The organism is Reyranella massiliensis 521 (assembly GCF_000312425.1).
GTDB lineage: Bacteria > Pseudomonadota > Alphaproteobacteria > Reyranellales > Reyranellaceae > Reyranella > Reyranella massiliensis.
In genome coordinates, this window is sequence record NZ_HE997181.1 from 1,250,485 (window position 1) to 1,264,754 (window position 14,270).

At 65.5% G+C, this 14,270-nt stretch carries 13 protein-coding genes; 6 read left to right on the forward strand and 7 right to left on the reverse strand.

Translation table 11 applies throughout. The features are described from left to right. Positions 1-975: a Bug family tripartite tricarboxylate transporter substrate binding protein gene (locus BN60_RS06170; protein ID WP_020695133.1), complete on the reverse strand. Its 975-nt coding sequence runs from the start codon at positions 973-975 to the stop codon at positions 1-3. Positions 976-1,072: 97 nt separating this feature from the next. Here BN60_RS06170 and BN60_RS06175 point away from each other — a divergent pair, with 97 nt between their 5' ends. The 3 genes from BN60_RS06175 to BN60_RS06185 all read left to right on the forward strand — a co-directional run bounded on the left by BN60_RS06175 (position 1,073) and on the right by BN60_RS06185 (position 3,278). After that, positions 1,073-1,873: an IclR family transcriptional regulator domain-containing protein gene (locus BN60_RS06175; RefSeq protein ID WP_020695134.1), complete on the forward strand. Its 801-nt coding sequence runs from the start codon at positions 1,073-1,075 to the stop codon at positions 1,871-1,873. A gap of 152 nt (positions 1,874-2,025) precedes the next feature. Further along, positions 2,026-2,781 carry a DUF169 domain-containing protein gene (locus tag BN60_RS06180; RefSeq protein WP_043284927.1) on the forward strand — a complete coding sequence of 252 codons (756 nt, stop codon included), beginning with the start codon at positions 2,026-2,028 and terminating at the stop codon, positions 2,779-2,781. Beyond that, positions 2,781-3,278: a 2'-5' RNA ligase family protein gene (locus BN60_RS06185; RefSeq protein ID WP_020695136.1), complete on the forward strand. Its 498-nt coding sequence runs from the start codon at positions 2,781-2,783 to the stop codon at positions 3,276-3,278. The genes BN60_RS06180 and BN60_RS06185 overlap by 1 nt, the downstream gene beginning before the upstream one ends. Here the strand turns inward: BN60_RS06185 and BN60_RS06190 are convergent. From BN60_RS06190 to fabI, 5 genes are all read right to left on the reverse strand, one after another. After that, the gene (locus BN60_RS06190; protein ID WP_020695137.1) at positions 3,275-3,928 is read right to left on the reverse strand and encodes an FABP family protein; all 654 of its coding nucleotides are present in this window, start codon (positions 3,926-3,928) and stop codon (positions 3,275-3,277) included. The two genes, BN60_RS06185 and BN60_RS06190, sit on opposite strands and share 4 nt — an antisense overlap. A 119-nt stretch (positions 3,929-4,047) precedes the next feature. Then, positions 4,048-5,805, reverse strand: a complete 1,758-nt coding sequence (sppA, locus tag BN60_RS06195) for a signal peptide peptidase SppA (RefSeq protein ID WP_020695138.1) — start codon at positions 5,803-5,805, stop codon at positions 4,048-4,050. A gap of 21 nt (positions 5,806-5,826) precedes the next feature. Further along, positions 5,827-6,360, reverse strand: a complete 534-nt coding sequence (locus BN60_RS06200) for a hypothetical protein (protein ID WP_020695139.1) — start codon at positions 6,358-6,360, stop codon at positions 5,827-5,829. A 17-nt stretch (positions 6,361-6,377) separates the two neighbouring features. Beyond that, a complete protein-coding gene (aroC, locus tag BN60_RS06205; RefSeq protein WP_020695140.1) occupies positions 6,378-7,448 on the reverse strand; it encodes a chorismate synthase in 1,071 nt (356 codons plus the stop codon). Between the two features lie 18 nt (positions 7,449-7,466). Next, positions 7,467-8,303: an enoyl-ACP reductase FabI gene (gene fabI, locus BN60_RS06210; protein ID WP_020695141.1), complete on the reverse strand. Its 837-nt coding sequence runs from the start codon at positions 8,301-8,303 to the stop codon at positions 7,467-7,469. A 78-nt stretch (positions 8,304-8,381) separates the two neighbouring features. Between fabI and pdxH the strand changes: the two genes are divergently transcribed. Genes pdxH through BN60_RS06225 form a run of 3 tightly spaced genes read left to right on the forward strand, consistent with a single transcriptional unit; the run spans position 8,382 to position 11,354 of the window. Then, entirely contained in the window at positions 8,382-8,975 is a 594-nt protein-coding gene (pdxH, locus tag BN60_RS06215) for a pyridoxamine 5'-phosphate oxidase (RefSeq protein WP_020695142.1), read from the forward strand. A gap of 7 nt (positions 8,976-8,982) precedes the next feature. After that, positions 8,983-9,858 (forward strand): cation diffusion facilitator family transporter, encoded by an 876-nt coding sequence (locus BN60_RS06220; RefSeq protein WP_020695143.1) that lies wholly within the window; start codon positions 8,983-8,985, stop codon positions 9,856-9,858. Then, complete coding sequence (locus BN60_RS06225) at positions 9,855-11,354, forward strand: bifunctional aminoglycoside phosphotransferase/ATP-binding protein (protein WP_020695144.1); 1,500 nt, start codon at positions 9,855-9,857, stop codon at positions 11,352-11,354. The genes BN60_RS06220 and BN60_RS06225 overlap by 4 nt, the downstream gene beginning before the upstream one ends. Here the strand turns inward: BN60_RS06225 and uvrA are convergent. Beyond that, complete coding sequence (gene uvrA / locus BN60_RS06230; RefSeq protein WP_020695145.1) at positions 11,351-14,239, reverse strand: excinuclease ABC subunit UvrA; 2,889 nt, start codon at positions 14,237-14,239, stop codon at positions 11,351-11,353. The two genes, BN60_RS06225 and uvrA, sit on opposite strands and share 4 nt — an antisense overlap. Positions 14,240-14,270: the final 31 nt, after the last annotated feature.

Genomic DNA, 14,270 nt, shown 5'->3' on the forward strand with positions numbered 1-14,270 from the left:
CTACTCCACCTTGGCGCCGGAAAGGGTGACCAGTTCCTGCCAGCGCGGCGAGGTCTCGCGCAGCCAGGCCGTGAAGTCTTCGGACGAATTCAGGACCAGCTCGATGCCGAGTTCGAGGTGGCGCTTGCGGATTTCCGGATCGGAAAGGGCCTTGCGGATCGCGTCGTTCAGCTTGTGCACGAGTTCAGGTGGCAGGCCGGCGGGAGCGAACAGGGCCTGGTATGAATCGAACTTGATCGACGGCAGCACGCTTTCGGTGATCGAGGGGATTTCGGGCAGGAGCTGCGATCGCTTGGGGCTCGTGACGGCGATGGCCTTGAGCTTGCCGCTGGTCAGGAAAGGCAACACGGTCGAAATCTGGTCGATGACGATAGGCACTTCGCCGGCAACGGCAGCACCCGTGGCCAGACCGCCGCTGCGATAGGGCACGTGTGAAATGTCGAGGCCCAGCTCCTTGTTGAGGTAGGCACCGATCAGGTGGTTCGACGTGCCGATGCCGGCCGTCGCGTAGCCGGCACCGGGGTTGGCCTTCGCCCAGGCGATGAGCTCCGGCATCGTGTTGGCGGGAATCGTCGGATTGACCGCGATGACGTTGGGCTGCGTGCCGACCAGGGTCAGCGCCGTGAAGTCCTTCAGCGGATCGAACGGCAGCTTGCCGCCATGCAGGAAGGGCAGGATGGAGTGGGTCGTGGTCGAGCCGAAGCAGATCGTGTAGCCGTCGGCAGGCGCTCGTGCGCAGGCCTCGGTGCCGACAATGCCGGCGCCGCCCGGCTTGTTCTCGACGATCACGGTCGTGCCCAGCGTGCGACCGAGCGGTTCGGACAGCAGGCGCGCCATGATGTCGGCCGAGCCGCCGGGAGCGTAAGCGACCATGAGGCGGATCGGCTTGTTGGGATAGGCCTGCTGTGCCACCGCAGGCGAGGCGACCGGGAGTGCTGCCAGAGCTGCTAGAATGCTGATGAATTTCAGGCGCATGGTCTTTCCCCACGTTTGCCCGCCCCCGGGCGCGTTCCGGCATTCTCCGCAGCGCGCCTTGATTGCCTAGCCGCCGGATTGCTCTAATGTTCACCTGGTGAACACCCGCCGGTCCGTCACCCGTCCTGCCTTCGAGCCCGTGCGCGCCGTCTTGCGCAGTCTCGATCTCCTGGCGGCCGTCAATCGGGGCCAGGCCCGGTCGATTGCCGAACTGGCGCAGGAGGCCAAGTTGCCCCGCGCCACGGCGATCCGTCTTCTCGAGACGCTGGAAGGGGCGGGCTATGTCGCACGGGTGCCGGGCAGCGCGCGCTACGGTGCCTCGCCGCGGGTCACGGCGCTCTCCGCCGGCTTCGACTACAACGCCTGGCTGACGGCCATCGCCCAGCCGCGGCTGCGGCGCCTGATGCGTCGGATCCGGTGGCCGTCGGATCTCATGGTCCGCAGCGCCGAGAACATGTTTGTGCTGACGTCGAACCGCGACAGCTCGGGCCTCAACATCAACACGCGCTACGACGGCATGACGTCGTCGATCTTCCGTTCGGCCTCGGGCTCGGCCTACCTTGCATGGTGCGATGCCGATGAACGCGAGCGGATTTTGAGGCAGCTTGCCGATCCGGCGGAACGTGCCGCGGTCGACGCGGAAATCGAGCGGACCCAGGAGCGTGGCTACGGCGTTCGCGATGCCACGATCGCACCCGGCGTGGGCGCGATTGCCGTCCCGGTGCTCGTCGGCGGCCGGGCAATGGCCTGCCTCAACGTCGTTTTCCTGCCGAAGATGTCGACGCCGGAGGCAATCGCACGGGAATGCCTGTCGGCTCTGCGTACCGCGGCGCAAAATCTCGGGCGTGAAATGCAGCGTGGGCTCGAAGCGGGCGGCCCTCAAGCGTTCAGCAGGTGAACGTCGGTCGATAAGCCCACTAGGCAGCCGGCCTCGATTGCGACCAGTATCGCTGAGAAGACTGAAGGATGGAGGAGTAGATGAACGTCCAGACCCTGCCGCCGGGCTACAAGACCGCGCCATGGTCGCCGCCGGAGAAGATTACCGGCGCGATGCTGAGCGAGGCCAGCACCAAGCTGATCGACCTCCTGCGCATCCGCACGCAGCCGATCGGCATGCGGCTGTTCGAGGACCCGGCCGAAATGGACAAGATCAAGGGCCTGCGCAAGCCGACCGAAGGGTTCAAGTTCACCATGTGCCAGATGGTGACGCAGGCGCGCTGGTACGGCTTTACGCTCGGCATCACCGTCGACAATACGCGCGGCGGCAATTGCGGCGGCGTGGTCGGCCTCAACCACCCGGGCGAGGGCTTCCTGTCGGGCGATCACATGAACGGCGTGTGGTTCGGCAACAAGGAAGCGTCGGCGGCGCATCAGGCGCAGATGCCGCGGGTGCCGCACGGCACCTACAACGGCTTGGTCGTGGCGCCGCTGCGCTCCGGCCGCCTCGATCCGCCGGACATTTGCCTGTTCTACGGATCGCCCGGCCAGATGATCTACTTCATCAACGGCCTGCAGTATCACCGCTATCGCCGTTACGACTTCACCGTGACGGGCGAGAGCGCCTGCGCCGACTCGTGGGGCCGCGCGCTTGCCACCCGTCAGACCTCGCTGTCGCTGCCGTGCTTCGCCGAGCGTCGCTATGGCGGCGTGGCCGACGACGAGCTTCTGATGGCCTGCCCGCCGGACGAGTTCCTGCGGGCCATCGAAGGCATGATCCAGCTCGGCAAGAATGGGCTGCGCTATCCGTTCCCGCCCTACGGCGCGGCGATGGATCCGGCGCTGGGCATGGCCAAGAGCTACAGCTGATGCTCTATGTCGTGGCCTTGCCGACCCTCGGCGAGGCCGACGATACCGCGCTGCGCCGCCTGCGGGCGCAGTACCATCCGGGCGAGGCCGACCTGATCGGCCCGCATTTCACCCTGGTGTTTGGCGCGCCGCTCGATCGCGAAATCTCTTTGCGCGCCGCGCTGGAGGGTATCGAGCGCCGGCCCTTCTGGTTCGTGCTGGAGCGCCTCCTGCGGCACGATCAGCCGCCGCCGTCGCGTGGCGCCTATCTCTATGCGACGCCGGCCGACGGCGCGGTCGAGCTGGTCGAGCTTCACGAGACGTTCAATCCTTCGGGAAGCGGCGAGCCGTTCGAACCGCACATGACTCTCGGCCTCTTCGAGCGCGCGGCCGATGCCGAACAGATCGCGCGTATCGTCGAGCGCCAGCACCTGCCCATGCACGGCCGTGTCGAGGAGCTGGCGCTACTGCGCCGCACGGCCGACGGGCTGGAGACGTTGAAGAGCGTCCGGCTCTAGCTCGCCTTGCCGTCCTTCAGCAAGCCGACAAGCGGGTTTGGCGAGGCTGGTTCGACACGCCGCATGGTGTTCGTGTCGTGATGATTGAAGGCCGGCTCCTTGCCTCGAACCGCAAGATCGGTGCGGGTCAGATAGGTCCAGCTGTCATCGTCGTTGAAGGTGATGTCGATGCGGTAGTAGTCGGTGCGGAAAGCCTCTTCCAGGAAGGTGGTCGAGCAGATCCCGAACCGGGTATCGCCGCGCCTCGCTTCGACTGAAATGTGCTTGCCGTCGGCGCTCGCCTTGCCGCCTGCCAGAACCACCTGGCCGCGCGGAATGGCGATGGTTTGCATGATCAGGCCAGTGGCCGGTTCCCACAGCCAGTAACCGACTTGATCGTGAAAGGTGATGGCCTCTTCCGGCGTATTGATGTGGATGTGGTAGCGCAGCCCGTAAAGGAGTTGCGGACCGTTGGCCTGCGGGTCGCACGGCTCCATTCGGATATGCTCGCGGTACACCCGCCGTTCGGGGCCGTCCGCCTTGGGGCTGACATCGACGCCCTTGTCTGACTGCCAGACGCCGGCCAGGCGACGCAACGGTCCCAGATTGGCCAGCGTATCGGGCGAGACGTCCTCGGGCTCGGTGAAGATGTCATCCGGAATATTCGACATGGAGTTCCTTGTGCAGCGTTGACGCGCTCACGATACCACGGCGTGCGAGCGGACGAGACAGAGGCGGCGAAACGTCATCGGAGAAAATCCTCCGCGCTCCCGCATCGCTTGTGGCGGCGCTAGTGCCAGAGCGGTGGCAGGGGCGGCAGTCGGACATTGCCCGGTCGCGCCGTGATGCCGAACTGAGCAAGGGCGTCGCGCACTTCGCGCGGCAGGCGAACGGTCGGGCCGGCATCGGTACTGGCCAGCTTGAACAGGCGTTCGAACATGCGCTGCCAGCGGTCGGTTTCGTCGGGATAACGCCTGATCTCGACCTTCTTCGTCTCGTCCAGGTCGGCCTTGGCCCGGGCAATATTGAGAGCGAGTTGCAGTCCGCCCAGCTCGTCGACCAGACCGGCCTTCTTGGCGTCGACGCCGCTAAAAACACGACCGCGAGCGGCGGCATCCATGCGTTCGGCGTTCAGCTTGCGCGCGTCGGCGACGATGCGGGTGAACTCCGAGTAGATCGTGTCGAGTTCCCGGGCGACGGCCCGCCGTTGCGCCGGGCTGGGCGGCTGAAAGGTCGAGTACATGCCAGCGTTGGTGCCGACCGAGACCCGCTCGACATTGACGCCCAGCGAGGCCAGCAGTTCGTGCGCCATCGGCCAGATGCTGAAGACGCCGATCGAGGCGGTGATGGTCGTGGGTTGCGCCACGATGACATCGGCCCTGACGGCCGCGAGATAGCCACCGGAAGCGGCGACGTCGCTCATCGATACGATGACCGGCTTTCCGGCCGCCCGCGCACGACCCACCGCGTCTGCAATAGCATCGGCTGCAGGGTACGTGCCGCCGGGTGAGTCGATTCGCAGGACGATGGCGCGCACGTCCTTTGCCTTGGAGGCTTCGTCGAGTGCATCGACCACGTCCTCCGAATTGGCCGAGGTTTCCTCCTGGAACGGGTTGTCGCCGGAGGGACCGGACATGATGGCGCCACTGGCATGGATCAGGGCGATGACTTCGCCTTGCGCCTTGGGCCGCGTCTCGTCGCCGGCATATTCGGAGAGCGTCACGAGGTCTCGTTTGCCACCGGCTCGCTTATAGACTTCGTCGAGGGCATCGGTGCGATAGCCGATCTTGTCGACCAGGCCGTCGCGCCGCGCATGTTCGGGTTCGAGCGGCGCCGTGTCGATCAGGCGGCGCAGCTCGGCAGGCTCGAGGTGGCGGTCGCGCGCCACGTCGGCGACGAACTGACCGAACAGACTGTCGAGGAGCTGTTGGAGGTTCTCACGGGCCGGACGGGTGTAGCCGCTCTCGAGAAAGCTGTCGGGGGCGCTCTTGTACTCGTAGCGCTTGCCGCCCTCGACCTTCACGCCGAGCTTGTCGAGGCCACCCTTGAGAAAGGGTGTCTCGACGGCGATGCCCGCGACGCCGAAGCCACCGCTGGGCTGCAGCCATATCTGCTCCAGAGAGGCGGCGAGATAATAGTCGGCGAAATGACTGCCGCCGCTGCCCAGGGATTCGGCAAAGCCAATGGCGAATTTGCCCTTGCCGCGGAAATGCGCAATCGCCTGTCGCAGTTCCTGAACGCGCGCGAGGCCTGCACGCTCGTCGCCGATCTCGATGTAGAGGCCGGCAACCCGTGGATCGTCGGCTGCCTGCCAGAGGAGTTGTACGGTCTCGACGATGTCGCGCGAGCCATGGAACAAGCCGCCACTCAGGATATCGGTGGAAGTCCTCTCCGGCGGCAGCGACCTCAGATCGAGCGACAGCACCATCTGCTGGGGGAGCGGTTTGGCCGAGAAGGGGCTCGATGCGACGAAGGCTATGCCAGCTGCAATTGCGAGCAGGGTGAGCGTGCCCACGGTCGCAAGAAGGCCGACGATGTATCGCCGCATGCGAGAACTCCGCTGTGTTGTCTAGGACTGCACCAGATTCGGCCGGAAGCGCTTCACGGCGTCAAGCATGACGGTGGCCTTGGTGTCGAGCCCGTTGTCGCGCACCAGTACGGCCGTCGGCATGCCACGGATCGGACGCAGGCTGTCGTCGAGATTGAGCAGGGAGAGCCGCAAGTCCGCTGCAATAAAAGCTTCAGGTGCGATGCCGACCTGAAGCTGCGGGCGCAAGGCCAGGCGGCGAAGACGGACCCATTGAACATCCTGCCAGGGGATGCGCTTGTTGCGCCCGAAACCGAGGATCAACCCCTCGTGATCGATGACGATTTGGGGGGCACGGTCGAGGGTGTGACGAATTCCAAGGAAGATGTAGTAGGCCAGCGCCAACGCCAGGACTGAGAAGAGAACGAAGCGCGGGTCGTTCAGGGAGAGCGTCGGTGCGTTGGCAGAGCCCGATGCAAAGTGGACGATGGCCGCACCGATCATGAAGATCGACACGGCTGCCATCCCGGCATTGTGCAGCACGCCGTAACGGGCTTCGAGCTTGGGCTGCGCCAACGCTCAGCCGCCTGCGATCAGCCGCATTGGGCGCGATGGCGCATCAGGTGATCGGCCAATACGCAGGCCATCATCGCCTCGGCTACCGGCACCGCGCGGATACCGACGCAGGGATCGTGACGCCCCTTGGTGCGCAGCTCGATATCGCGGCCATTGCGGTCGACGCTGCGGACGGGCGTCAGGATCGAGCTGGTGGGCTTTATGGCGAGTCGGCAGACGATGTCCTGACCGGTCGAGATACCTGCCAGGATGCCGCCAGCGTGATTGCTGAGGAAGGAGGGCTCGCCGTCCTTCATACGCATCTCGTCGGCATTCTCCTCGCCGCTCATGGCGGCCGTGGCGAAGCCGTCGCCGATCTCCACGCCCTTGACGGCGTTGATGCTCATCAGCGCCTTGGCGAGGTCGGCGTCGAGCTTGTCGTAGACAGGATCACCGAGGCCGATGGGGACGCCGGAAGCGACGACTTCGATGACGGCGCCGCAGGAGCTGCCGCGCTTGCGTACGTCGTCGAGATAGCCTTCCCAGCCTTGGGCGGCCTGGCGGTCGGGGCACCAGAAGGGGTTGTCCCCGGTCGCGTCCCACTCCCAATTGGCCCGGTCGATCTTTTGCGTGCCGATCTGGATCACCGCGCCGCGGATGCTGACGCCGTCTCCCAGGATCTTGCGGGCGATCGCACCGGCGGCGACGCGCACGGCCGTCTCGCGTGCCGACTGGCGGCCGCCGCCGCGATAGTCGCGCGCGCCGTACTTCTTCCAGTAGGTGTAGTCGCCATGGGAGGGGCGGAATTGGTCCTTGATCTCGCCGTAGTCGCGGCTGCGCTGGTCGACGTTCTCGATGTGCAGTGCGATCGGGGTGCCGGTCGTGACGCCTTCAAAGACGCCGGACAGGATCTTGACGGTATCGGGTTCCTGGCGCTGCGTGACGAAGCGCGACTGGCCCGGCCGGCGCTTGTCCATCCACACCTGGATATCGGCTTCGGCCAACGGGATGCGCGGCGGCGTGCCGTCGACGACGCAGCCGATGGCCGGGCCGTGGCTTTCGCCCCAGCTCGTGAACCGGAAAAGGGTACCGAAACTGCTGCCGGCCATGGTCGCCGGCTCCTCGCTTTAATCGCCTTCGAAGGTGCCGAGCAATTCGGCGATCTGCTTCGCGGACGAGGTGTTGATCATGCCGACGACGTGATAGCCCGCATCGACGTGCATCACTTCGCCGGTCACGCCGGTGCCGAGGTCGGACAGGAGGTAGAGGCCGGCATTGCCGACTTCTTCCGTCGAGACGTTACGCTTCAGCGGCGAATTGAGTTCGTTCCACTTGAGAATGTAGCGACCGTCGTTGATGCCAGCGAAGGCGAGCGTCTTGATCGGGCCGGCGGAAATTGCGTTGACGCGGATCTTCTGTTCGCCGAGATCGGCCGCGAGATAGCGGACGCTGGCCTCGAGGGCGGCCTTGGCGACGCCCATGACGTTGTAATGGGGGATGACCCGTTCGGCGCCGTAGTAGGTGAGCGTGAGCAGGCTGCCGCCGTTCTTCATCATCGGCACCGCCCGTTGGGCAACGGCCGTGAATGAATAGACGCTCACGTTCATGGTGAGGGCGAAGTTGTCCGCGGTCGTGTCGAGATAGCGACCGCGCAGCTCATCCTTGTTCGAGAAGGCGATGGCATGGACCACGAAATCGAGGTCGCCCCACTGCTTCTGGATCTCGGCAAAGGTGGCGTCGATGCTCGCCGGGTTGGTGACATCGCAGGGCAGGATGATTTCGCTGCCGATGGAACTCGCCAGGGGCCGGACGCGCTTCTCAAGGGCCTCCCCCTGGAAGGTGAAGGCTACCTTGGCGCCAGCGTCGTGGCAGGCCTTGGCAATACCCCAAGCAATCGAGCGTTCGTTGGCAACGCCCATGACGAGGCCTTTTTTGCCGGCCATCAGTTGTGCAGCAGCGGTCATCCCTTGTTCTTAGCGGGGGATGGCTATTGGGACAAGATGCCGGTGGTGGAAGGCTTCCAACCCCCTCATATTGTGGTCATGATCCGGCAAACGACCGACCCGCTGGAGCTTTTCGGCACGTGGTATGCCGAGGCCGAGAAGAGCGAGCCCAATGACCCCTCCGCCATGGCGTTGGCCACGGTGGGGCCCGACGGAACACCGTCTGTCCGCATGGTCCTGCTAAAGGACTATGATGCCGACGGCTTCGTCTTCTACACCAACTACGAGAGCCGCAAAGGCACGCAGTTGCTGGCCCATGCCAAGGCTGGGCTCCTGTTCCATTGGAAGTCGCTGCGCCGGCAGGTTCGCCTGGAGGGACCGGTCAGCCAGACGACGGCGGAAGAGGCCGATGCCTATTTCGCCTCGCGCGCGCGGGGCAGCCAGATCGGTGCCTGGGCGTCGGAGCAGTCGCGACCCCTGGAAAGCCGTTTCGCCCTCGAAAAGCGAGTCGCCGAGGTGACGGCCCGGCATGTGGTCGGCAAGGTGCCGCGGCCGCCGCACTGGTCGGGATTCCGGCTGCAGCCGACCCTGATCGAATTCTGGCAGGACGGTGCTTTCCGTCTGCACGACCGGCTCGAATACCGGCGCGGCTCGGCGGCCGAGCCGTGGACCACGCGCGCCCTCTATCCCTGAGACTACGATGGCGATGGACCCCCAGCGGCTGATGCGGCTGGCGACCGTCGCCTCCACATCGGTCGCCTTGACCCTGTTGGGAGCCAAGGCCGTCGCCTGGGTGGTCACGGATTCGGTGAGCATGCTGTCGTCGCTGGTCGACACCTCGCTCGACCTGGTGGGGTCACTGATCACCTTCTTCGCCGTCCGTCAGGCGCTCGTCCCGGCCGATGCCGATCATCGCTTCGGTCATGGCAAGGCCGAGGCACTGTCCGGACTGGTGCAGGCCGGCTTCATCGCTGCGTCGGGCTGCGCCTTGCTGTTCGCCGTCGTCGAGCGGTTCAACGCGCCGAAGCAGGTGCGGGAGGAAGGTGTCGGCCTGGTGATCAGCGCGCTGGCGCTGGTTCTGGCGATCGGTCTCGTCGCCTTCCAGCGCCATGTCGTGCGTCGTACCGGCTCGATCGCAATCGGCGCCGACATGGCGCATTACGGCACGGACGTCGTGGCCACGCTGGTGACAGGCGTCGGCCTCTTTCTTTCGGGGCAGTTCGACCTGCCGCTGATCGACAGCTCGATCGCGGGTTTCGTGGCACTGTATCTATTGCACGGCGCGTGGAAGATCGGCCGCGACTCGCTCGACATCCTGATGGACCGCGAACTGCCGGACGAAGATCGCCGACAGATTGAAGAGATTGCCCGACGGAATCCCGGCGTGAAGGACGTTCACGAGCTACGCACACGCTCCGGCGGCGCCACGCGGTTCATCCAGCTTCACATCGATGTCGATCGAAACCTGTCCCTGATCGCCGGTCACGATATCGGCCGTCAGGTGCAGGGTGAGATCGCCAAGGCCTTTCCCGGGGCCGAGATCATTCTCCACGTCGATCCATCGCACGCATCATGACCGACAAGCCCGCTTTCGTCGTCGAGGACCAGTCCGAGACCGTGGCCTTTCTCGAGAGGCAGTTGAAGCCCGAGCGGCGCATCGACACGCACGGCGCCGTGGTCTTTCTCGGGCGCGAGCGCGCCTACAAGATGAAGCGCGCGGTGAAGTTTCCCTACATGGATTTCTCGACGGCACCGCGACGTGCCGCCATGTGTGCCGCCGAGATCGACGTCAACCGGCGGCTGGCGCCGGAGATCTATCTGGGCGTCATGCCGGTGTTCTGCCGTAACGGGCAGTTGACCCTGGGCGAGATCGGCGAGGATGGGGAGGAGGCCGTCGACTGGCTGGTCGTCATGCGCCGCTTCGACGAGGAGGGGATGCTCGACCGCATGGCGGCGCGGGGAGCGCTGACGCCGGCCCTGATGGCGTCGCTCGGCGCTCGCGTCGCACGTTTTCACGACGGCCTGCCTCCGATCGTGGCGGGCTTTTGCTCGCCCGACGATTACCGCCATTCCGTCGCGGCCGACGTGCGCCAGATGCGCGAGGCAGGCGAACGGCTCGATCCGCCGACCAGCGAAGCGCTGGCCGAGGCGATGCCGCGCTCGCTCGAGCCCTTCGTCGAACTGGTGGCGCGCCGGGTCGCGGTCGGCGCCGTGCGCCGCTGCCATGGCGATCTCCACCTGCGCAACATCGTGATGCTGCAGGGCGAGCCTGTGCCGTTCGATGCCATCGAATTCTCCGACAAGATCGCCAACATCGACGTGCTCTACGATCTCGCCTTCACGCTGATGGATCTGGCGCGACAAGGGCTCGGTGCTCTGGCCAACCGGCTGTTGAACGAATGGCTGTGGCGCGTCGGCGAACTGCCGGAGGCTTCGCACGAGGAGGCACTGGCGCTCCTGCCGATGTTCCTCGCCCGCCGGGCTGCAATCCGCGCCTACGTCGATTCGGCCATCACGGCCGTGAGCGGCGCCGACAATGCACCGGCGCGGGCCTACCAGAAAGCCGCGCTGGATTTCCTGCGACCCGCGCCGCCGCAGCTGCTGGCGGTAGGCGGACTCTCCGGCAGCGGCAAGACTACTTTAGCGCTGAAGCTCGCCCCGGACGTTGGTCGCTCACCAGGGGCGGTCGTGGTCCGGAGCGACGTCGAGCGCAAGCGACAGGCCGGCGTTGCTCTGGAAGAGCGCATGCCGGCGGGCAGCTATACGCCGGAAGCCTCGGCTGCTGTCTATGCTGCTTTCATGGCACGGGCGGAGCGGGTGCTGCGGGCCGGCCATAGCGTCGTGCTCGACGCCGTCTTTGCCCGCGAGCCCGAGCGGGTGGCGGCGGAAGCCCTGGCGACTAAAGTAGGGGTGCCCTTCCAGGGCATCTGGCTCGATGTGCCGAAGGAAGTCGCCCAGGAGCGCGTGGCCGCGCGCAAGGCCGATGCGTCCGACGCTACTCCCCAAGTCGTCGAACGGCAGTTTGGCTACGATCTCGGGACGATCCGCTGGGAGCGGCGCACTCCCAGCTAGGCCCGCTTCTTCGCCGCCGAACTGCGTGGCAGCAGGCGGGCGAGGTACTGGCCCGTGTAGCTCTCGGCGACCTTCACGACCTCCTCGGGCGGACCTTCGGCGACCAGACGGCCGCCGCCCGAACCGCCGTCGGGGCCCATGTCGAGAATCCAGTCCGCTGTCTTGATGACTTCGAGATTGTGCTCGATCACCAGCACGGTATTGCCGGTTTCGACTAGCCGATGCAGGACTTCGAGGAGCTTGCGCACATCCTCGAAATGCAGGCCGGTCGTCGGCTCGTCGAGGATGTAGAGCGTGCGGCCGGTGGCCCGGCGCGACAGTTCCTTGGCGAGCTTGACCCTCTGGGCTTCGCCGCCCGAGAGCGTCGTCGCCTGCTGGCCGATATGGATGTAGCCCAGGCCGACCTGCTGAAGCGTCAGCAGCTTGTCGCGGATCACCGGCACGGCCTTGAAGAACTCGCAGCCTTCGTCGACGGTCATGTCCAGTACATCGGCAATTGACTTGCCGCGGAACACGATCTCCAGGGTCTCGCGGTTGTAGCGCTTGCCCTTGCAGACGTCGCACTGGACGTAGACGTCCGGCAGGAAGTGCATCTCGATCTTGATGACACCGTCGCCCTGGCAGGCCTCGCAGCGGCCACCCTTGACGTTGAACGAGAAGCGCCCAGGCTTGTAACCGCGCTCGGTCGATTCCGGCAGTTGCGAGAACCAGTCGCGGATCGGCGAGAAGGCGCCGGTGTAGGTCGCAGGATTGGAGCGCGGCGTGCGGCCGATCGGCGACTGGTCGATGTCGACGATCTTGTCGAGCTGGCCGACGCCGTCGAGACCGGTGTGTGCGCCGGGATGTTCGCGGGCCCCATTCAGCCGCTTGGCCAGCGCCTTGTAGAGCGTCTCGACGATCAGGGTGCTCTTGCCGCTGCCCGATACACCGGTGACGCAGGTGAAAGTGCCGAGCGGAATGCTGGCCGTCACGTTCTGGAGATTGTTCTCCCTGGCGCCCTTCACCGTCAGCCAGCGGCCGTTTTTCGGCGGCGGCTCGCGCCGCACCTTGGGGACGGGGATCTGTCGGAAGCCCGAGAGATATTGGCCGGTGAGGCTGGCGCTGTTCTGCATCACCTCCTCGGGCGTGCCTTGGGCGATGACCTTGCCGCCATGCGCGCCAGCGCCGGGACCCATGTCGACGAGATGGTCGGCGGCGCGGATCGCATCTTCGTCGTGCTCGACCACCAGCACCGTGTTGCCGAGGTCGCGCAGACGGGTCAGCGTCTTCAGCAGCCGGTCGTTGTCGCGCTGATGCAGGCCGATCGACGGTTCGTCGAGGACGTAGAGCACGCCGGTAAGTCCGGAGCCGATCTGCGACGCCAGACGGATGCGCTGGCTCTCGCCGCCCGACAGCGTGCCGGAGGTGCGGTTCAGCGTCAGGTAGGACAGGCCGACATTGTCGAGGAAGCCCAGCCGCTCGTTGATCTCCTTCAGGATGCGTTCGGCGATCTCGCGCTGCTTGGGCGTCAGTTTGGGTGTCAGTTCCAGGAACCACTTCACCGCATCGCCGATCGAGAATTCGGTCGTCTGGCTGATGTTGAGGCCGGCGATCTTCACCGCCAGCGCCTCTGGCTTCAGTCGGGCGCCGCCACAGGCCTCGCACTTGCTCTCGTGCTGGAAGCGCTCCAGCTCCTCGCGCACCCAGGAGGAGTCGGTTTCCCTCCACCGGCGGTCCAGGTTGGGGATCACGCCTTCGAACGGCTTGGTGGTCTGATACTGACGAATGCCGTCGTCGTAACGCATGGCGATGGACTCGCCGCCGCTGCCTTGCAGGATCGTGTCGCGCACTTTCTTCGGCAGGTCGCGCCAGGGCACCGACATCTTGACCTTGAAGTGCTTGGCGATGCTCTCGAGCGTCTGCATGTAATACTGGCCCGAACTGTCGGCCCAGGGCGCGATCGCGCCTTCGGACAATGACAGACGGTCGTCCGGCACCACCATTTCGGGATCGAAGAACATCTTCACGCCGAGCCCGTCGCAGGACGGGCATGCGCCCTGTGGCGCATTGAAGGAGAAGAGGCGGGGCTCGATCTCCTCGATGGTGAAGCCCGAGACCGGGCAGGCGAAGCGTGCCGAGAAGACGGTACGTTCGCCGTTGTCGGCATTCTCCGCGACAGCCAGGCCTTCGGCCAGATTGAGCGCCGTCTCGATGGAATCGGCGAGCCGGTTGCCGAGGTCCGGCTTCACGACGAGGCGGTCCACCACGACGTCGATGTCGTGCTTGAACTTCTTGTCGAGCGATGGCGCTTCGGTAATCTCGTAGAGCTTGCCGTCGATCTTGACCCTCTGGAAGCCCTTCTTCTGCAGCTCCTGCAGTTCCTTGCGATACTCGCCCTTACGACCGCGCACGATGGGCGCCATCAGGTAGAGGCGCGTGCCGTCGGGCATCGCCTTCACGCGATCGACCATCTGCGACACGGTCTGGCTTTCGATCGGCAGGCCGGTCGCCGGCGAGTAGGGCACGCCGACGCGCGCGAACAGCAGGCGGAGATAGTCGTAGATCTCGGTGACGGTGCCGACCGTCGATCGCGGATTGCGCGACGTCGTCTTCTGCTCGATCGAGATCGCCGGCGACAGGCCCTCGATCGAATCGACGTCGGGCTTCTGCATCAATTCGAGGAACTGGCGGGCATAGGCCGAGAGGCTCTCGACGTAGCGCCGCTGGCCCTCGGCATAGACCGTATCGAAGGCGAGCGAGGACTTGCCCGAGCCCGACAGGCCGGTGATCACCACCAGCCGGTCGCGCGGCAGATCGAGGTCGACGTTCTTGAGATTGTGCTCGCGCGCACCGCGGATCGAGATGAAGCGGTGCGGCTCGGCGGCAGGTAAGCGTGACTTAGCCATGTGGACCGGGAGAATAGGGGAAGCGCGGGAT